The sequence below is a fragment of the Aquisalimonas lutea genome (assembly GCF_030409225.1).
Classification (GTDB): domain Bacteria; phylum Pseudomonadota; class Gammaproteobacteria; order Nitrococcales; family Aquisalimonadaceae; genus Aquisalimonas; species Aquisalimonas lutea.
Genome location: NZ_JAUFPK010000001.1, coordinates 323,096 through 341,181, shown reverse-complemented (window position 1 = coordinate 341,181; position 18,086 = coordinate 323,096). Strand labels below are relative to the sequence as shown.

The window sequence follows — 18,086 nt, the reverse complement described above, 5'->3', positions numbered from 1 at the left end:
ACACCCCCCCGAATAGATGCTAGTCTCATGCGACATAAATGAAACGCTGTTTCGCAAAACGCAATTGCAGCCGCAACCCACCCCGTGTTCATGCGGGCCGGAACCGGCGTAGGAGGATGTGCCGTGACTGTGAATCTGAACGACCCCCAGCTACTGAAGAACCAGGCCTACGTCGGCGGTGAATGGGCGCCGGCGGCGGCCGGCGCCACGTTCGCGGTGCGCAACCCGGCCACCGGGGAGACCCTGGGCACCGTGCCGGACATGACCGCCGCGGATACCCGCCAGGCCATCGCCGCGGCGGAGGAGGCGTTCGCCGGGTGGCGCGCCACGCCGGCGCGCAAGCGCTCGAAGATCCTGCGCAAGTGGTTCGACCTGATCACCGAGCATGCCGACGACCTGGGTGCGCTGCTGACCGCGGAGCAGGGCAAGCCCCACGCCGAGGCCAAGGGCGAGGTCCTCAGCGGCGCCGCCTACGTGGAATGGTTCGCCGAGGAGGCCAAGCGCATCGAGGGGGACCTGCTCAGCCCCCAGGGGCCCGGGCAGCGCGAGATCGTGCTCAAGCAGCCGGTGGGCGTGGTCGGCGCCATCACGCCGTGGAACTTCCCCTCCTCCATGATCACCCGCAAGGTGTCCCCGGCCCTGGCCGCCGGCTGCCCGGTGGTGATCAAGCCGGCCGAGGACACGCCCCTGTCCGCGCTGGCGCTGGCGGAGCTGGCCTACCGGGCGGGCATCCCCGCCGGCGTGCTCAACGTGGTCACCGCCAGCCACGGGGCCGAGGTGGGCCACGAGCTGTCCACCAACGCCACCGTGCGCAAGCTCTCGTTCACGGGCTCCACCGCCGTGGGCAAGCTGCTCATGAGCCAGGCGTCGGACACCGTCAAGAAGATCAGCCTGGAGCTGGGCGGCAACGCGCCGTTCCTGGTGTTCGACGACGCGGACCTGGATGCCGCCGTCAAGGCGGCCACCACCATGAAGTTCATCAACAGCGGCCAGACGTGTATCTGCGTCAACCGCCTGATGGTCCACGAGAACGTCCATGACGCCTTCATGGAGCGGTTCACGGCGGCGGTGGACCAGCTCAACGTCGGCAACGGCGCCGACAAGGGAGTGACCAATGGGCCGTTGATCAACGACAAGGGCCTGGAGAAGGTGGAGAGCCTGGTCACGGATGCCGTCAGCCACGGCGCCACGGCGGTGCGCGGCGGCCAGCGCCACGAGCTGGGCGGCACGTTCTACCAGCCCACCGTGCTCACCGGCGTGAACCCCGACATGGCCTGCTTCCGCAACGAGATCTTCGGGCCGGTGGCGCCGGTGTACCGGTTCGGCTCCGAGGACGAGGCCGTGCGGCTGGCCAACGACACGCCCTACGGCCTGGCGGCGTACTACTTCACCCGTGACCCCGGGCGCATGTGGCGCGTGGGCGAGGCCCTGGAGTACGGCATGGTGGCCTGCAACACCGCGCGCTTCGTGCACGAGGGCATGCCGTTCGGCGGCTTCAAGGAATCCGGCATCGGCCGTGAGGGCTCGAAGTACGGCATCGAGGAGTACCTGGAGACCAAGTTCCTGTGCATGGGCGGTCTCTGACCCCGGAGCCCGCGGGTGACGCCGCCCGCGGGACGGCGAATGCGCGGGCTGCCGCCCCTGCCCCCGGGGCGGGCGGGAGCCCGGGAACCAAGTGAAAGGAGGATCCATGAGCGACGCAGTTACCTACGAGCGCAGGGACGGTATCGGTGTCATCACCGTCAACAACCCCCCGGTGAACGCCCTGGGCCAGGCCGTGCGGCAGGGCCTCAAGGAGTGCCTGGACCAGGGGTTGGCCGACGGCGAGGCGCGCGCCCTGGTGGTCACCGGCGGCGGCAATACCTTCCCCGCCGGCGCGGATATCCGCGAGTTCGGCAAGCCGCCCCAGGAGCCGAGCCTGCCGGACGTCATCGATGCCTACGAGAGCAGCGACAAGCTGGTGGTCGCCGCCATCCACGGTACCGCCCTGGGCGGCGGGCTGGAGGTGGCCCTGGGCTGTGACTACCGCGTGGCCGTGGAATCCGCCGCCGTGGGCGTGCCGGAGGTCAAGCTCGGGCTGCTGCCGGGGGCCGGCGGCACCCAGCGGCTGCCGCGCCTGGCCGGCGTGCAGAATGCCCTGGAGATGATTACCGGCGGCAACCAGGTCAAGGCACCGAAGGCCCGGGACATGGGCATCATCGATGCCATCGTCGGCGCGGACCTGGTGGACGAGGCCGTCGCCTACGCCAACAAGCTGGTCTCGGAGGCAGCCCCGCGGCGGCCGATCCGCGACATGGAGGCCAGCGCCGAGTCCGACAGCGTCTTCGACGACTTCGAGAAGGGGCTGCAGAAAAAGGCGCGCGGCTTCCTGGCGCCGTTCCATTGCGTCAAGGCCGTGCGCGCCGCGGTGGATCTGCCGTTCCGGGAGGGGCTCAAGCGCGAGCGCGAGCTGTTCCAGGAGCTGATGGACTCGCCGCAGTCCAAGGCCCAGCGCCACGTCTTCTTCGCCGAACGGGAAGTGGGCAAGGTCCCGGGCATCGGCAAGGACACGCCCAAGCGCGAGATCAAGTCCGTGGGCGTGGTGGGTGCCGGCACCATGGGCGGCGGCATCGCCATGAACTTCCTCAACGCCGGCATCCCGGTGATCATCAAGGAAGTCAAGCAGGAGGCCCTGGACAAGGGGCTGTCGGTGATCCGCAAGAATTACGAGAGCACGGCGAAGAAGGGCCGCATCTCCATGGACGACGTGGACAAGCGCATGGGCCTGATTATGCCGACCCTGGACTATGACGACTTCAAGGACGTGGACCTGGTCATCGAGGCGGTGTTCGAGAGCATGGACGTCAAGCAGGACGTCTTCGAGACCCTGGATCGCGTCTGCAAGCCCGGCGCCATCCTGGCGACCAACACCTCCACCCTGGACGTGAACCGCATCGCCTCGTTCACCGGCCGGCCGGAAGACGTCATGGGTATGCACTTCTTCAGCCCGGCCAACGTCATGAAGCTGCTGGAGAACGTCCGCGGCGACAAGACCTCCGACGAGGTCGTGGCCACGGTCATGGACCTGTCCAAGCGCATCGGCAAGGTGGGCGTGTGCGTGGGCGTGTGCGACGGCTTCGTCGGCAACCGCATGCTGCACAAGCGCCAGGCCGAGGCCGTGGCGCTGGTGGACGAGGGCGCCAGCCCCGAGCAGGTGGACAAGGTCATCTACGACTTCGGCTTCCCCATGGGGCCGTTCGCCATGTCCGACCTGGCCGGCCTGGATATCGGCTACAGCATCCGCCTGGAGCGGCGCAAGGCCGGTGATCCCGACGCCCAGGAGCTCACCTGGCTGGACAAGCTGGCGGAGAAGGGCCGTTACGGGCAGAAGACCCAGGCCGGCGTGTACCGCTACGAGGAAGGCGACCGCACGCCCAAGCCCGACCCGGAAGTGGCCGAGCTCATCGAGCAGCACCGCCGGGACAAGGGCATCACCCCCCGGGAGGTGAGCGACCAGGAGATCCTGGAGCGGTGCATGTACGTCATGGTCAACGAGGGCTCCAAGATCCTGGAAGAGGGGATCGCCGCCCGCGCGCTGGATGTCGACATCGTCTGGATCTACGGCTACGGCTTCCCGGTCTACCGCGGCGGGACCATGTTCTGGGCTGACCAGGTGGGCCTGGGCGAGATCCGTGACCGCGTGCGGCAGTTCTACCAGGACCAGGGCGGCGAGCAATGGAAGCCGTCGCCCCTGCTGGAGCAGCTGGCGAGCGAAGGCAAGGGCTTCCACGACGCCAAGTAGCGGCCTCGGCGAGGCCGTACCGGGGACGGGCCGGGTCACCTGTGTGGCCCGGCCCGTTCGTCATCCGCGGCTCAGCGCACCAGATACTGCACGCTGAACCACTCCTGCTCGTCCGTCCAGACCTGCTCGACCCGGAAGCCCGCCTGCTGCGCCAGATCGGCCATGCCCGCCAGCGTGTACTTGTGGCTGTACTCGGTGACGATGGGCTCGCCGGCGCGGAAGTCGAACGCGGTTCCCCCCACGTGCACCCGCTGGTCCCGCAGGCTGACCAGGTGCATCTCCACGCGGCTCTCGGGCTCGTTCCACAGGGCCCGGTGCCGGAATGCCCCGGGGTCGAAATCCCCGCCCAGCTCCCGGTTGATGCGGGTGAGAACATTGCGGTTGAAAGCTGCGGTGACACCCGCACTGTCGTCGTAGGCGGGCTCGAGCACGGCGGGCGACTTGCGCAAGTCGGCGCCCAGCAGCAGGCCCCCGCCGGGCCCCGCGACGGCGGCGAACCGCGAGAGAAGCGTGAGCGCGTCGTCCGGGCGGAAGTTGCCGATGGTCGAGCCCGGGAAGAAGACGACCCGGCGGGCCGGCTCGCGGGTGGACTCCGGCACGGTGAAGCCCGCGGTGAAGTCGGCGGCCACCGGCAGGATCTCCAGCCCCGGGTAGCGTTCCCGCAGCGGCGCCAGGCTGGCCAGCATGTGCTCACGCGAGATCTCCACCGGGACGTAGGCCACGGGGTCCTCCAGCACGTCAAGCAGCAGGTGCACCTTGGCGCTGCTGCCGCTTCCCGGCTCGATCAGCATGACCCGGGCGCCGAGGGCATCGCCGATATCCCGGGCGTAGTCGCGGAGAATGGCGGTTTCCGTGCGCGTGACGTAGTACTCCGGCAGCTCACAGATGCGGTCGAACAGCTCCGAGCCCGCATCGTCGTAGAAGTACTTGGGCGGGATCTGCTTGACCGGCGCCGACAGCCCGGCGACTACGTCCGCAAGAAAGGCGGCGCGATGGTGATCCGTGGATGCGGTGTCTTCGTGTGTCACGCTGGACGTCCCCGGACGCGGCAGCGGCGCCCGGCAGGCGGGAACGACGCTGCGTGGGTGGATGTCGGCTTGCGGGAGAACCCGTTCCGGCCATCCGGCCCCGCCCTGGATGGCCCCGGCGGGCGGCCGCATGACGCCGGCCGGGAATCGTAGCGTATCCTACGCCGGCAGCCGAATACACCGCCTCGGCGGGCAGAGGCACGCGGAAGTGTTGGCAGCCACGATGGGAGGATCGGTAGATGAGTGATGCAGTCATGCTGATTACCGGCGCGAGCAGCGGCATCGGCGCGGCCACGGCCCGGCAGGCCGCCGGGGCCGGCTGGCGTGTGGCCCTGGCGGCGCGATCGCAGGAGCGTATCACGGCCCTGGCCGAGGAGCTGGGCGGCCCGGAGCGGGCCCTCGCCGTGCGCTGCGATGTCAACGACGAGGCCAGCCAGCAGGCTATGGTCGAGCAGGTTCTGGACCACTTCGGCCGCATCGACGCGGTCTTTGCCAACGCCGGCATGGGCGGCAGTCCGGGTGGTTTCAGCGGCGCCGACACGGCCGTGTGGCGGGAGATGATTGTCACCAACATCTACGGGGTCGGGCTCACGCTGCGGCATACCCTCGACGCCCTCAAGAAGACCCGCGGGCACCTGCTGCTCACCGGGTCGGCCGCCGGCCGGGCCACCATCCCGGGGTCCATGTACAGCGCCACCAAATGGGCCGTGAGCGCCATCGGTTACGGTGTCCGGGAAGAGCTCCGCGGCACCGGGGTGCGCGTGACCCTGATCGAGCCGGGGATGGTGGATACACCCTTCTTCGACGACAGGCCGGCCCACGCGCTGGAGCCCGAGGACGTGGCCCGCTCGGTGCTCTACGCCGTCTCCCAGCCGGCGCACGTGGACGTCAACGAAATCCTTGTACGACCCACGCCACCTCTGGAATGATTGAGCAGCCTCGCAGTCAGGCCTGTTACCGCCCTTGTAGCTCAACTGGATAGAGCACCGGCCTTCGAAGCCGGGGGTTGGAGGTTCGAATCCTCCCGGGGGCGCCATTCGGTTGTTGGGGCGGTGAGCCGGACGCGACCCGGCGGTATTCGAAGCCCCGATTCGAACCTCCAACCATGGACAATTCGGTTCGACCGGCCGCCGCCAGGCGGCCCGTGCCGTCTCGCGCGAGCGAGACGGACCCGGAGGGCGCGGCGCCGGAGGCGCCGCAGCAATCCTCCCGAGGGCGCCATTCGGTTGTTGGGGCAGCGAGCCGGACGCGACCCGACGGTGTTCGGAGCCCCGATTCGAACCTCCCCCTCACCCGCCGCCGAGCAGGACGGCATGCATGATCCGTCCGGGCACCAGCGTGAAGGCGCCCGGCACCAGCAGTCCGAAGACGAACAGCAGGATCATGGTGTGGCGGTGCGTCCGGACGGCGTGCCGCCGCGCGGCGACCACCGCAACGCCCAGCATGCCCAGCGTGTAGATAGACAGCAGATGGATCGGGCTCCAGATGCCGATGACCTGCATGCTGTGGATGAAGAACGAAGACACGGCGGCTACCGTCATCAGCACGACCCATGTCCAGCCCGAGAGCTTGTGAATGCGCGAGCCCCGCGGCAGGAGGAACTGGCCGACGCCCACGGCGAGCGCGAGAGTGGCCGCGAGGGCATGGATCTGGATGGCGACGGAGCTGGCGAGCAACGGTTGCAGCGTCATGGCGGATGGTCTCCATATGCACTTTGTTGCATAATAGATCGGGACGCCTTGATATGCAACAAAGTGCATATGGAGTGATGATGGCATTACGCTACGCCCTTCTTGCCGCGCTTCAGGAGGAACCGGCCACCGGCTATGAGCTGACCCAGCGATTCCGCACGTACCTGGCGCATGTGTGGAACGCCACGCACCAGCAGATCTACCGTGAGCTGGGCAAGCTCCACGACGAGGGGCTGGTGACAGCGGAGACCATCGCCCAGAGCGAGCGTCCGGACCGCAAGCAGTACCGGGTCAGCGAGGCGGGCGAGACGGCGCTGACACAATGGCTGGCCACGCCGCAGCCGCGGCCGGCAACCCGCGATCCGCTGCTGGTGAAACTGTTCGCCGGGGACAATCTGGACGCTCGGGTGATGGCCCGCGAGCTCGCGGAGCTGCGGCAGCAGTGCGAACAGCGCCTCGCTGCCTATCGCGAGATGGAGCGGACCTGGTTCCGGGATCCGGGATCCGTGCCCCGCCGGTATCGCCTGCAGTACCTGGCCCTGCGCCGCGGCATCCTGGGAGCGCAATCCTGGCTGGCATGGCTCGACGAAGCCGAAAGGGAGTTTCCGTCGACGGATGATTCATGACCACGCGGGCGCGGGAACTCCCGCCCCTGCCCATGCGTATATGGCAATGAGCCGGGTCCGCCGGGCCGATGGATCGGCGCGCGATCGGGCAATCATTCATGAGGGCTCGAGGGAATGATTCCGGTCCGGCGGCTGTCATAAGACCACGTGCCGCCATTCCCGGCAGGCGCGACATACGGGCACGGACGCAGGGAGCACGCATGCTTCGCACATTGACTTGCAGCATTCTTCTGACTCTGCTTTTCGCCGCGTCCGCGGAATCCCGCGGCGCGACGGACTCGTCCCTGTTCGAGCAGGTGACCCGCAAGGCCCGGGAGCTGGCGCAGAGCCGGTACCAGGCGCCGGACGGCCCGCAGATTCCCGAATCCCTGCAGAACCTGGACTACCAGGACTACCGCGACATCCGTTTCAACAAGTCCGAGGCCCTTTGGCGGGAGCGCTCGCTGTTCAACATCGAGCTCTTCCACCTGGGCTTTCTCTACACCCAGCCGGTTACGCTGCACCAGGTCGTGGACGGACGCGTTCACACGCTCCGCTACTCGCCGGCGCTGTTCGACTACGGTGACAACGAGGGGGTCGCCGGGTCGCTGGGCCCGGATCTCGGTTTCGCCGGGTTCCGCGTGCACTATCCGCTGAACACCCCGGACTACGACGACGAGTTCCTGGTCTTCCTGGGCGCTTCCTACTTCCGCATGGTGGGGCGCGGCGAGCGGTACGGCCTCTCGGCCCGGGGCCTGGCCATCGACACGGCGCTGCCCAAGGGCGAGGAGTTTCCCCGCTTCGAGGAATTCTGGCTGGTCCGGCCCGAGCCCGAGGCCACGTCCATGACCGTGTATGCGCTGCTCAACAGCCGGTCCGTCACGGGGGCCTACCGGTTCGATATCCATCCGGGGCAACGCTCCGCCATGGACGTCCACGCCCGGCTGTTCGCGCGCAGCGACGTGGAACGGCTCGGGATCGCCCCCCTGACCAGCATGTTCATGTGGGGGGAGAACAGCGTCAGCCACCGCGACGACCACCGCCCGGAAGTCCATGACTCCGACGGTCTTCTCCTGCACACCGGCGCTGATGAATGGATCTGGCGTCCCCTGGTCAACCCCGTCGACCTCCAGGTGAGCTCGCTCATGGTCGACAATCCGAAGGGCTTCGGCCTGGCGCAGCGCGACCGGGACTTCGACCACTACCTGGACATGAGTGCCCGCTACGAGTCGCGCCCCGGCCTGTGGGTGCGCCCCGAGGGGGACTGGGGCAAGGGTGCCGTACAGCTCGTCGAGATCCCCTCGGACGACGAGTCCAACGACAACATCGTCGCCTACTGGGTGCCGGAGGAGCCGTTCAGCGCGGGCGATTCCACGGAATTCCGCTATCGGGTGGAGACCTTCGCTGCCGGCAGGACGCCGGACACGCTGGCGAGCGTCAAGCGCACGCGCATCGGCTGGGGCGCCACGCCCGGGAGCAGCGACAAGCCGCCCCGCAGCCTGCGTCAGTTCGTGGTGGACTTCGAGGACGGCCCCCTGCGCAATCTGGCCGCCGAGCAGCCCGTGGAGGCGGAGCTGTCCAGCAGCAACGGCGAGGTCCGGCACGTGACCGTGGAGCCGCTGCCGGACCAGGGCGGCTGGCGGGTCGCGTTCAAGCTCGCCCCCGAGAACGAGGACGAGGCCGTTGATCTGCGGATGCACCTGCGTCTGCGCGACAAGCGTCTCAGCGAGACCTGGAACTATGTCTGGGATCCGAGGGCGATACAGTGATGCGTATGTCCCGTGAAGCAGCGAATGAGCCGACCGGCGCCACCATCCGCCTGCCCGCCCTGTCGTGGCGGCGGCGGGTGTTGTTCGTCCTGGTTGTCGTCACCGTGATCGTCGGCGTGGACCTCATGCTCAGGATCGTCAGGGCCAACGGCATGACGCCGCTGGAAGGGGCGACCCTGGCCCTGTTCACGGTGACCTTCGCCTGGATCTCCACCGCCTTCTGGACGGCGCTCGCCGGCTTCGTCGTCCAGGCCCTGGGCCGTGATCCCCTGTCATTGCGGCGGGCGCCGGAGCGTCCGCCGCGCGCGGAGCCCGTCGTGACCCGCACGGCGCTGGTGATGCCGGTCTGCAACGAGGACGTGGAACGGGTTTCCGCCGGGCTGGAAGCCATCCTCTGCGACGTCCACGCAACAGGCGACGGCGACGCGTTCGATACGTACCTGCTCAGTGATACCGCCGATCCCGCGACCGCCTCGGCGGAGGAGGCGGCCGTCGCCGCGTTGCGCCGGCGGCTGCCCGGCGGCGACCGGCTCTACTACCGCCGCCGGACCGACAACGAGGGCCGCAAGGCGGGCAACATCGCCGAGTTCTGCCGGCGGTGGGGCGGTCACTACGACTACATGGTCGTGCTGGATGCCGACAGCATCATGACCGGGCGCTCGCTGACCGACCTGGTGCGGAACATGCAGGCCAACCCGGGTGCGGGGATGCTCCAGACCGTGCCGATCCCGGTACGCCAGGAAACCCTCTTCGGGCGTTTCCTGCAGTTCGCGGCCACCCTGTACAGTCCCATGCTGGCCACGGGCATGAGCTTCTGGCAGGGGGATGTGTCCAACTACTGGGGACACAACGCCATCATCCGGGTCCGGGCGTTCATGGACCACTGCGGGCTGCCGAAGCTGCCCGGCCAGCCGCCGCTGGGCGGCGACATCCTCAGCCACGATTTCGTCGAGGCGGCGCTCATGCGGCGAGCGGGCTGGCACGTGTATCTCCTGCCCGAGGTGGGCGGCAGCTACGAACAGGTCCCCGGCAACATCCTCGACTATGCCAAGCGGGATCGCCGGTGGTCGGAGGGCAACCTCCAGCATCTGCGCCTGCTCACCGCCCGGGGGTTGCATCCGTTGAGCCGGCTGTACTTCGTCATGGGGGCACTGGCGTACGGGTGCTCGCTGCTGTGGTTGCTCATGCTCACGGTGGGCACGCTGGACGCCGGCTCCCGGGCGCTGACCGTCGCCAGCTATTTCGGGGCCGGCCACCAGCTGTTTCCGGAATGGCCGGTCGCCCGCACCGAGATCATGCTCTGGCTGCTGGTCACCGTGGCCGCCATGCTGATTCTCCCCAAGGTGTTCGGCGTCCTGCTCTGCCTGTTCGACCGCGAGCGGCGACGCGCCTTCGGCGGCGGGCTCCGGGTCACCGTCAGCGCCCTGCTGGAACTGGTCTTCTCCGTTCTGATCGCCCCCATCATGATGACGTTCCACGCCTTCTTCGTGGCCTGCGTGCTGTTCGGGCGCCGCGCTACATGGCAGCCGCAGAACCGCGAGGGACGCGAGGTGGGATGGCGCACGGCGGTGTATCAGACGGGCGTGTTCACCGTCGCCGGCGTACTCTGGGGAATCGGCACGGCGTTCATTACACCCATCTTCTTCTGGGCCCTGACCCCCGTGCTCACGGGGCTGGTCCTGGCGCCGGCCGTGGTGGTGCTTTCCAGTCGTCCCGCGTGGGGGCGAGCGCTGCGGCGTTGCGGGCTGTTCCTGACGCCGGCGGAAACCCGGCCTCCCGGTGCCCTGAAGCAGCTCGACGAGCGCCTGGCCGCCCCCGCGGTGCAGCTGCCGCCGGCGGGCGCGCTTCCGCCGCTGCCGCAGCCCTGTCCCCGGCCCATGCCGGTGCAGCGGCTGGACCGGCACCCGCGCTGGCTTCGCGGCGAGCGACCGGCCACCTGACGCGTCGCCGGGCAGCCCGCGGCCGCCGGTCGGGCAGCGGGTGCCGGGCGGGTCGCAAGACCACCGGCTCCGCCGGCATTGCCCCGGCACTTCGCGCTTGCCCGGGACTGTCTTGTTTCGCCGGACGTTCTATACTACGTCCTGCTCCCACGGTGGTTGACGGCCGTTCCGTGAGGGCACCTGCGAAGCATCCTGCCACCGGGTCGTACTGCGGCCGTCCTCCCGGAGTGAATTGACATGTCGACTTCCTGCGATCTGCATCGTGGGACGGGCATCGCGTGCGTGCCCAGTGGATGGCGTTACCTGGCCGGTGGCGTGCTCGCGCTCGCAGCCGGTGCCGTCGGCGCCGAGACGTCCTACGGCCCGGCCCTGACGCTGGGCGAGGGCTCGGCGCGCGTGTACCTGGTCACCGAGGGCGACGCCCCGGTGGAGCTCGGGCTCGCGCTCGACGACGCGTTTCTCGCGGCCCTTCCGCCGGACGGCGCACCCCACGGCATGGTCATGCCCGACGGCCACAGCACCTTCGAGTACGTCCTGGCCATGCCCGAGAACAACCCCACGCCGTTCCGGCACCTGACCCTGGACTGGAACCCGGCCGGACATGTTCCGGAAGGCGTCTGGAACGTCCCCCACCTGGACGTGCACTTCTACGTCATCAGCAACGACGAGCGCCTGGCCATCCATCCCTCCGATCCCGCGTTCGCGGACAAGGGGCAACGGCTTCCCGACGCGGCGTTCGTGCCTGCCGGTTACGTGGACCCCGGTATCCCACCCGTGCCCCTGATGGGCCTTCATCTGGTGGATCCCGACTCCCCGGAGCTGCATCCGGACACGCCCCAGCCGTTCACCCATACGTTCCTGTACGGGTCCTGGGACGGGCGCCTGATCTTCCTGGAGCCCATGGTGACCACGGCCTATCTGCAGGGCCGGGAGGATGCGGTGCGGCGCCTTCCGGTGGCGGAGCGCTACGAGCCCGCCGGTTACTATCCGGACGGGTACCGGGTTCACTGGGACGAAGCCACCGGTGAGCACCGCGTTGCCCTCACGGGGCTGGCCATGCGCTAGGGCACCCCGCCGTGACCGCCGTGCGCCGCGCTGTCAGCGCGGCGCACGGCGAAATCCACCCGCTGCCGGTCATCCACCACCGGCGCTGAGGCACCGGTGCATTCCGGGGTGGTCGCCGACGCCGTATCCTGCAAGGATGGTACGGGTCAGCACTCGTCGACTCCGGGAACCCCATGCAGAACGCCCGTCTCCGGTCGCCCGCGGCGGCCCGCAATCGACAGCCGATTCTCGAGGTACTGCAGCAGGCATTGCCGGACGAGGCGCGCATCCTGGAGGTCGCCAGCGGCAGCGGCGAGCACGCGGTGTACTTTGCCGCCGCCATGCCCGGCTGGCAGTGGCATCCCAGCGACCCCGACCCTGAAGCCGTCGCATCCATCGACGCCTGGCGCCGGCATGCCGGCACCCCCAATGTCTGCGCCCCGGTGCGCCTGGACGTGGTCGCCGGCGACTGGCCGGGCGGCGCCTTCGACGGCATCGTGGCCATCAACCTGGTGCACATCGCTCCGTGGGCGGTGACGGAGGCGCTCCTGGCGGGCGCCGGGCCACGGCTGCGAGACAACGGCGCGTTGATCCTCTATGGTCCCTACAAGCGGGCCGGGCGGCATACCGCCTCCAGCAACGAGGCCTTCGATGCCGATCTCCGCGCCCGGGATCCGCGCTGGGGCGTACGCGACCTCGACGACGTCGAGGCCGCAGCACGCGCCCACGGGTTCACCCTGGAGCACGTGGCGGACCTGCCGGCCAACAACCTCGCGGTCGTGTTCCGCCGCGACGGGACAACCAGCGCCCCGACAGCGTCGGGGCCCGAGACGGAGGAAGCGAACCGATGACAGTCCTATACAGCGCCCGCGGTGCCCCCAGCCCCCGCCGGGCGAGGATCTTCCTGGCGGAGAAGGGCATCGAGGTCCCCGTGCAGGACGTGGACCTGCGCGACCAGGAGCAGTTCGCCGACGAGTTCCGCCGCCGCAACCGCTGCTGCACGGTGCCCGTGCTGGAACTCGACGACGGTACCTGCATCGCCGAGAGCGACGCCATCTGCCTGTACTTCGAGACGCTCCACCCGGAGCCCGCGCTCATGGGCACCGATGCCCGCTCCCGGGCGCTGGTGCGCTCCTGGGATCGCTGGGTGGAGATGGACGGCTACCTGGCGGTGGCCGAAGGCTTCCGCAACTCGTTCGCCGGGTTCAAGGACCGCGCCGTACCCGGTCCGCACCCGGTGGCGCAGATCGAGGCCCTGGCGGAGCGGGGTGCGCAGCGCTACCGCTACTTCCTGGAGGACCTGGACGCCCGCCTGGCGGAGAGTCCGTTCGTGGCCCTGGAGACCTTCTCGGTGGCGGACATCACCGCCATGGTGACCGTCGACTTCGCCCGGCGGGCGCTGGAGATCGAGCCGGGCGACAATCTCACCCACCTGCACCGCTGGTACGGGGAGGTCAGCGCCCGCCCCAGCGCGCAGGCATGATGGCGAAGGCCGCCATGATCGACTACGCGCCCGGCGTGACCGCCATCGACGCGCAGTTCGCCGGCCGCACCGGCCAGGTGGCGAGCCACCTGCTGGTGGACGCCGGCGAGGCCGCCCTGGTGGACGTCGGCAGCAACCACTCGGTGCCGCACATCCTCCGCGCCCTGGACGACAAGGGCATCGCGCGGAGTGCGGTCCGGTACGTGTGCGTCACCCACGTCCACCTGGACCATGCCGGCGGTGCCGGGGAGCTGATGCGCCACCTGCCGCAGGCGACCCTGGTGGTCCATCCCCGCAGCGCCCGCCACATGATCGACCCGTCGGCGCTGTACGCGGGCGCGCGGAGCATCTTCGGCGACGAGGTCATGGCCCGGGACTACGGCGAGCCCGTACCGGTACCGGAAGAACGCGTGCGCATCGTCGACGAGGGCGACCGGCTGGAGCTCGGCGGCCGCAGCCTGCTGTTCCTGGATACCCCGGGGCACGCGAACCACCACTACTCCATGGTGGACGAGACCACCAACCGCATCTTTGCCGGGGATACCTTCGGCGTGTCCTATCGTTCCCTGGCGACCGACCAGGGCGATTTCATCTTCCCGTCCACCTCGCCGGTGCACTTCGACCCGGACGCGGCCCATCGCTCGGTGGACCGCCTGCGGGATCTCCGCCCGGAGGCCATCTACGTGGCCCACTTCGGCGAGGTGACCGACATCCCCCGGCTCGCGGGCGAGATGCACCGGGGGCTCGACGCCCACGTGGACGTCGCCCTGCGCCACGCGGATGCCGGGCACGGACAGGCGGACGCCATCGCCGCGGATCTGCTGCAGTGGTTCATCCGGCGGCTGCGGGAGCACGGCGCCGGGCTGCGCGATGCCGAGGTGGAGGATCGCCTGGCCCTGGACATCCAGGTGAATACCCAGGGCCTGGTGGTGTGGCTGCAGCGCCGGCAGCGGCAGTAGCGCGTTTCCCTAACCCCGCTGCCGGGCCGGGCTCAGCCGATCCAGCCGCAGCCGCTCGCGCTCGTCGAACAGGCGCCGGCTGCCGGCCGCCACCGCCGCCACGGTGCCGAAACCGGTGCCCACGGTGATCAGGAACATGATCAGGATTTGGTATTTCACCGCCAGCGCCGGCGGCGTCCCGGCGAGGATCTGGCCGGTCATCATGCCCGGCAGGCTCACCACGCCGGCGGCGGCCATGGCGTTGATGGTGGGGATCATGCCGGTGCGCATGGCATCGCGCCGGATGCCGCCGATGGCTGCCGACCAGGGCTCGCCCAGCATCAGCCGCCCCTCGATGACATGGCGTTGCTGCCAGGCCGTGTCGGTGAGCCGGTCCAGGCCCAGGGCGATTCCCGTCATGGTGTTGCCCAGCAACATGCCCAGGAGCGGGATGGCGTACTGCGGCCGGTACCAGGGTTCCGGGCCGATGACGACGGTCAGTGCCAGCACCGCCACCGCGAACGACGACACGAACATGGATACGGTGCCGATGCCGAAGGCCCAGCCGCCGGTGAGGCGGCGGTTCTGCCGGGCCATGACCTCGCGCCCGGCGACCAGGACCATGGCCGCGCCCATCAGCGCCACCCAGTGCAGCGCCGCGAAGCGGAACAGCGTCTCCAGCACGAAGCCGACCAGCGCCAGCTGGATCACCGTGCGTACGGCGGCGATGGTGATCTCGCGTGCGACGCCGAGGCGCGCCAGGTGCGTGCACACGGCGAGTGCCAGCACCAGTAAGGCGGTGCCGGCGAGGGACCACCAGCTCAGCTCGATGATCTGCATGGCGCCGGCTCGAGTCGGTGCTCGGTGATGCGCAGGTGGGCGTCGGCGACGCGCGCGATCTGGGCCATGTCGTGGGCAACCCACAGGGCCGCGATGCCGCGATCGGCGATGCGCTGCCGGAGCCAGGCCTCCACCTGCTCCGTGGTGGTCGCGTCCAGGTTGGCCGTGGGCTCATCCAGAAGAAGGGCCCGGGGTTCCCGGGCCACGGCCCGGAGCAGGGCCGCGCGCTGGCGTTCCCCGGAGGACAGCCGCGTCACGGGCCAATCCGGGGCGTCCGCCGGCAGTCCCAGCGCCTCGAACGCCGCGGCATCCGGCCCGTCCGGAAAATGGGCCCCGACACGTTCCAGCCACCAGGGCGCCTCCGCGGGCAGGAGCATGACCCGGCGGCGCCACCGATACGCAGGAACATCGGTCTGCGGCTCACCGTCGAGCCGGATTTCGCCCGCGTGGGGATCCAGGTCGGCAATGGCCCGCAGCAACCGGCTCTTGCCCGAGCCGGAAGGCCCCGACAGGCAGACGATCTCGCCGGGGCGCACGGTCAGGGAGATCTGCGACAGGATGCCGCAGTCGAGGTCGTGAACCTGGAGGCCGGAACCGGACGTGGACATGCGGCGGAGTATGGCAGAACCGGACCATGCCCTTGTACCGGCACAGGCCGAAGGCCCGTTGCCGCGGCATCCGTCACAGCAGCCGGACCCCGAGGAACAGCCCCACCATGGCGATGCCGAAGGCGAGCTTGGCCGCGGTCCCCAGGGCCACCCCGACGGTGGCCCCCCAGCCGGCCCGGCCCGAGGCCGCCAGCCCGCTGCGCATGGAGAGCTCGCCGAGGACGGCGCCGATGAACGGTCCGAGGATCAGCCCGGGCAGGCCGAAGAAGATGCCGACGATGGCTCCCAGGGTGGCCCCGGTGACGGAGCGGGCCGAAGCACCGTAGCGCCGCGCGCCGAAGGCTCCGGCGACGAAATCGGCCAGCAGCGCCATGGCGGCCATGACACCGAGGATGATCAGGGTGATGGCGCCCACGTGGGCGAAGCCCTCGGCCCAGGCGGCCAGCCACAGGCCGGCGAACAGGAGCACGGGCCCCGGAAGCGCGGGCAGCACCAGCCCGGCCAGGCCGGCCGCGATCAGCAGGCATGCGAGAATCCACAGCGCGATGGTCATGCGGCGGCAGTGTACCGGCTGCGCCGGCGGGACGGGTAGCCGCCCGGCGGAGGCCGGCGGCTACCGGTTGGCGTCCCGGCCGGCGGGTGTCGGCGCCTCGCGGGCGCGGCTCTGTCCCATCTTCAACCAGAGCGCGGCCAGCGCCACCAGGAAGATCACCGGCACCATGGCCAGGTTGAGCATCTCCCAGCCGAACCGGTGGAGCAGCGTGCCGGACATCAACGAGCCGAATGCGACCAGGGAGAAAATGACCAGGTCGTTGACGCCCTGGACCTTGCCCCGCTCGGCTTCCGTGTGGATTCCGGCCAGCAGGGCGCTGCCGCCGACGAACAGGAAGTTCCAGCCGACGCCGAGCAGCACCAGGGCACCCCAGAAGTGGGCGAGGCTCACGCCCAGCGTGGCGACGGCCACGGAGCCGGCAAGCAGGGCCGTGCCCGCCAGGAGGATCTGGATCACGCCGAAGCGGGCGATGAGGCTTCCGGTGACGAACGACGGCGCGAACATTCCCAGCACGTGCCACTGCATGATGGTTGCCACCTGCGCCATGCCCAGGCCCTGGGCGCGCATGGCCAGGGGCGTGGCGGTCATCACCAGGACCATGATGGCGTAGCCCGCGGCGCCGGCGAGCACGGCCACCGGGAACGCGGGCTGGCGGGCGATGCGGCCCAGCGGGCGCTGGGCATCGCCGGGGTCCGGCTCGCCGCGCGCCGGCACCTGCAGGAAGGCCAGCAGCCCCGTGGCCGCCAGGGCCAGCGCGGCGATTACCAGGTACGGGCCGCCCAGGGGGACGGCGGCGATCCAGTCCGAGGCGATGCTGGCGTTCCACGGCCCCAGGAAGGCCGCCGCGACACCCCCGGCCATGACGTAGGAAATCGCCCGGCTGCGGAAATCGGGGCTGGCCACGTCCGCGGCGGCGAAGCGGTAGTACATGGCGAAGCCCTGGTAGAGGCCCAGCAGCAGGTTGCCGGCGCAGAAAAGCACGAAGGAGCCCGCGGCAACCGCCGCGAAGCTGAGCAGGCCGCCGGCGACGCCGCCCAGCGCGACCCCGGTCATGAAGCCGGCGCGCCGCCCGACGCGCTTCATGTACAGCGACGCGGGCAGGGTGGAGACCACGGTGCCCAGCATCATCATGGCGATGGGCAGGGTCGCGAGCCCCGGGTCCGGGCTGAGCTGCCCGCCGACGACGCCGCTCAGCGTCATCACCGTGATCGAGGCGACCAGGAACAGGGTCTGGCCGATGACCAGAATGGCGACGTTGCGTTTCTCCAGGCGCGTCACGCTCATGGGGCGGTCTCTCCGGGGCGCAGGGGTGCCGGGCCCGGGCGACGCCTGCTCGTGCCCGATCCGCATCCGGAGCAACGCCGACCGACCCGCCCGCCGGCATTCTCGCACGTTCTGCGTGACAGCGATGCAAAGGGCTGCCGTTGGGCGCCGCCTGCCCCTGGAACCACCGGCCGGTGGTGAACGTAGCTTCCGTGGGAGAGCGGAGCCGCCATCATCGCGGCGCCTCCCGTACGCTTCCGTTGACGAGGACTCAGATCGGCAGGAGGAACCATGGCTGTATGGCGATGTGAACTGACGCCGGAGACGGTTGCGCGGATCCGGGAGCTTGTCTCCGCCGCTGATTTCCCGGATACCGTGACGGTGGACATGGCGGAGTCTACCTCGCCGCAGGAAGTGCGCGAGCGGGCGGCGCGCGAGATGGTCGCCAAGGTGCCGGCCCTGGGCGGGACCCGTGAGCTGGACGTGATGATGGCGCTAACGGACCGCAGCGCCATGCACTGTACGCCGGAGCCGGGCTGACGC

Annotated in this window: 17 protein-coding genes and 1 tRNA gene; 12 read left to right on the top strand and 6 right to left on the bottom strand. The window is 69.7% G+C overall.

Annotated features, from left to right (window positions below; genetic code table 11):
- Window positions 1-123: 123 nt before the first annotated feature.
- The gene (locus tag QWY84_RS01660; RefSeq protein WP_290200710.1) at window positions 124-1,584 is read left to right on the top strand and encodes an NAD-dependent succinate-semialdehyde dehydrogenase; all 1,461 of its coding nucleotides are present in this window, start codon (window positions 124-126) and stop codon (window positions 1,582-1,584) included.
- 106 nt (window positions 1,585-1,690) lie between these two features.
- Window positions 1,691-3,781 (top strand): 3-hydroxyacyl-CoA dehydrogenase NAD-binding domain-containing protein, encoded by a 2,091-nt coding sequence (locus tag QWY84_RS01655; protein WP_290200709.1) that lies wholly within the window; start codon window positions 1,691-1,693, stop codon window positions 3,779-3,781.
- Window positions 3,782-3,852: 71 nt separating this feature from the next.
- Here QWY84_RS01655 and egtD read toward each other — a convergent pair whose 3' ends face one another.
- A complete protein-coding gene (gene egtD / locus QWY84_RS01650) occupies window positions 3,853-4,809 on the bottom strand; it encodes an L-histidine N(alpha)-methyltransferase (RefSeq protein ID WP_290200708.1) in 957 nt (318 codons plus the stop codon).
- A gap of 239 nt (window positions 4,810-5,048) precedes the next feature.
- Between egtD and QWY84_RS01645 the strand changes: the two genes are divergently transcribed.
- Window positions 5,049-5,738, top strand: a complete 690-nt coding sequence (locus QWY84_RS01645) for an SDR family oxidoreductase (protein WP_290200707.1) — start codon at window positions 5,049-5,051, stop codon at window positions 5,736-5,738.
- Window positions 5,739-5,768: 30 nt separating this feature from the next.
- A tRNA-Arg gene (locus QWY84_RS01640) sits at window positions 5,769-5,845 on the top strand.
- Window positions 5,846-6,098: 253 nt separating this feature from the next.
- On the opposite strand, the gene QWY84_RS01635 is transcribed toward QWY84_RS01640, so the two are convergent.
- Window positions 6,099-6,500, bottom strand: coding sequence for a DUF2306 domain-containing protein (locus QWY84_RS01635; protein WP_290200706.1), 402 nt, complete (start codon window positions 6,498-6,500; stop codon window positions 6,099-6,101).
- Between the two features lie 80 nt (window positions 6,501-6,580).
- Here QWY84_RS01635 and QWY84_RS01630 point away from each other — a divergent pair, with 80 nt between their 5' ends.
- From QWY84_RS01630 to QWY84_RS01600, 7 genes are all read left to right on the top strand, one after another.
- A complete protein-coding gene (locus QWY84_RS01630) occupies window positions 6,581-7,126 on the top strand; it encodes a PadR family transcriptional regulator (protein ID WP_290200705.1) in 546 nt (181 codons plus the stop codon).
- Window positions 7,127-7,326: 200 nt separating this feature from the next.
- Window positions 7,327-8,874: an OpgD/OpgG family glucan biosynthesis protein gene (locus QWY84_RS01625; RefSeq protein ID WP_290200704.1), complete on the top strand. Its 1,548-nt coding sequence runs from the start codon at window positions 7,327-7,329 to the stop codon at window positions 8,872-8,874.
- Window positions 8,875-8,879: 5 nt separating this feature from the next.
- A complete protein-coding gene (mdoH, locus tag QWY84_RS01620) occupies window positions 8,880-10,814 on the top strand; it encodes a glucans biosynthesis glucosyltransferase MdoH (protein ID WP_290200703.1) in 1,935 nt (644 codons plus the stop codon).
- A 237-nt stretch (window positions 10,815-11,051) separates the two neighbouring features.
- Window positions 11,052-11,879 (top strand): hypothetical protein, encoded by an 828-nt coding sequence (locus QWY84_RS01615; protein ID WP_290200702.1) that lies wholly within the window; start codon window positions 11,052-11,054, stop codon window positions 11,877-11,879.
- Between the two features lie 173 nt (window positions 11,880-12,052).
- Window positions 12,053-12,709: a DUF938 domain-containing protein gene (locus QWY84_RS01610; RefSeq protein ID WP_290200701.1), complete on the top strand. Its 657-nt coding sequence runs from the start codon at window positions 12,053-12,055 to the stop codon at window positions 12,707-12,709.
- The gene (locus tag QWY84_RS01605) at window positions 12,706-13,341 is read left to right on the top strand and encodes a glutathione S-transferase family protein (RefSeq protein WP_290200700.1); all 636 of its coding nucleotides are present in this window, start codon (window positions 12,706-12,708) and stop codon (window positions 13,339-13,341) included. The genes QWY84_RS01610 and QWY84_RS01605 overlap by 4 nt, the downstream gene beginning before the upstream one ends.
- Window positions 13,338-14,300, top strand: coding sequence for an MBL fold metallo-hydrolase (locus QWY84_RS01600; RefSeq protein ID WP_290200699.1), 963 nt, complete (start codon window positions 13,338-13,340; stop codon window positions 14,298-14,300). The genes QWY84_RS01605 and QWY84_RS01600 overlap by 4 nt, the downstream gene beginning before the upstream one ends.
- 9 nt (window positions 14,301-14,309) lie before the next feature.
- Here the strand turns inward: QWY84_RS01600 and QWY84_RS01595 are convergent, their stop codons facing one another.
- The 4 genes from QWY84_RS01595 to QWY84_RS01580 all read right to left on the bottom strand — a co-directional run bounded on the left by QWY84_RS01595 (window position 14,310) and on the right by QWY84_RS01580 (window position 17,564).
- Window positions 14,310-15,119 (bottom strand): ABC transporter permease, encoded by an 810-nt coding sequence (locus QWY84_RS01595; protein ID WP_290200698.1) that lies wholly within the window; start codon window positions 15,117-15,119, stop codon window positions 14,310-14,312.
- A complete protein-coding gene (locus QWY84_RS01590) occupies window positions 15,101-15,727 on the bottom strand; it encodes an ABC transporter ATP-binding protein (RefSeq protein ID WP_290200697.1) in 627 nt (208 codons plus the stop codon). The genes QWY84_RS01595 and QWY84_RS01590 overlap by 19 nt, the downstream gene beginning before the upstream one ends.
- 73 nt (window positions 15,728-15,800) lie before the next feature.
- Window positions 15,801-16,280, bottom strand: a complete 480-nt coding sequence (locus QWY84_RS01585) for a DUF456 domain-containing protein (protein WP_290200696.1) — start codon at window positions 16,278-16,280, stop codon at window positions 15,801-15,803.
- Between the two features lie 60 nt (window positions 16,281-16,340).
- Window positions 16,341-17,564 (bottom strand): MFS transporter, encoded by a 1,224-nt coding sequence (locus tag QWY84_RS01580; protein ID WP_290200695.1) that lies wholly within the window; start codon window positions 17,562-17,564, stop codon window positions 16,341-16,343.
- Window positions 17,565-17,834: 270 nt separating this feature from the next.
- Between QWY84_RS01580 and QWY84_RS01575 the strand changes: the two genes are divergently transcribed.
- Window positions 17,835-18,083, top strand: a complete 249-nt coding sequence (locus tag QWY84_RS01575; protein WP_290200694.1) for a hypothetical protein — start codon at window positions 17,835-17,837, stop codon at window positions 18,081-18,083.
- The last annotated feature ends 3 nt before the right edge of the window (window positions 18,084-18,086 follow it).

Bases quoted from the DNA above. Each gene is read 5' to 3' on its own strand.
- QWY84_RS01575 (WP_290200694.1), top strand. From the start codon at position 17,835: ATGGCTGTATGGCGATGTGAACTGACGCCGGAGACGGTTGCGCGGATC.
- QWY84_RS01615 (WP_290200702.1), top strand. From the start codon at position 11,052: ATGTCGACTTCCTGCGATCTGCATCGTGGGACGGGCATCGCGTGCGTG.
- QWY84_RS01600 (WP_290200699.1), top strand. From the start codon at position 13,338: ATGATGGCGAAGGCCGCCATGATCGACTACGCGCCCGGCGTGACCGCC.
- QWY84_RS01595 (WP_290200698.1), bottom strand. From the start codon at position 15,119: ATGCAGATCATCGAGCTGAGCTGGTGGTCCCTCGCCGGCACCGCCTTA.
- QWY84_RS01585 (WP_290200696.1), bottom strand. From the start codon at position 16,280: ATGACCATCGCGCTGTGGATTCTCGCATGCCTGCTGATCGCGGCCGGC.
- QWY84_RS01625 (WP_290200704.1), top strand. From the start codon at position 7,327: ATGCTTCGCACATTGACTTGCAGCATTCTTCTGACTCTGCTTTTCGCC.
- QWY84_RS01590 (WP_290200697.1), bottom strand. From the start codon at position 15,727: ATGTCCACGTCCGGTTCCGGCCTCCAGGTTCACGACCTCGACTGCGGC.
- QWY84_RS01635 (WP_290200706.1), bottom strand. From the start codon at position 6,500: ATGACGCTGCAACCGTTGCTCGCCAGCTCCGTCGCCATCCAGATCCAT.
- mdoH (WP_290200703.1), top strand. From the start codon at position 8,880: ATGTCCCGTGAAGCAGCGAATGAGCCGACCGGCGCCACCATCCGCCTG.
- QWY84_RS01655 (WP_290200709.1), top strand. From the start codon at position 1,691: ATGAGCGACGCAGTTACCTACGAGCGCAGGGACGGTATCGGTGTCATC.
- QWY84_RS01610 (WP_290200701.1), top strand. From the start codon at position 12,053: ATGCAGAACGCCCGTCTCCGGTCGCCCGCGGCGGCCCGCAATCGACAG.
- QWY84_RS01605 (WP_290200700.1), top strand. From the start codon at position 12,706: ATGACAGTCCTATACAGCGCCCGCGGTGCCCCCAGCCCCCGCCGGGCG.
- QWY84_RS01645 (WP_290200707.1), top strand. From the start codon at position 5,049: ATGAGTGATGCAGTCATGCTGATTACCGGCGCGAGCAGCGGCATCGGC.
- QWY84_RS01580 (WP_290200695.1), bottom strand. From the start codon at position 17,564: ATGAGCGTGACGCGCCTGGAGAAACGCAACGTCGCCATTCTGGTCATC.
- QWY84_RS01630 (WP_290200705.1), top strand. From the start codon at position 6,581: ATGGCATTACGCTACGCCCTTCTTGCCGCGCTTCAGGAGGAACCGGCC.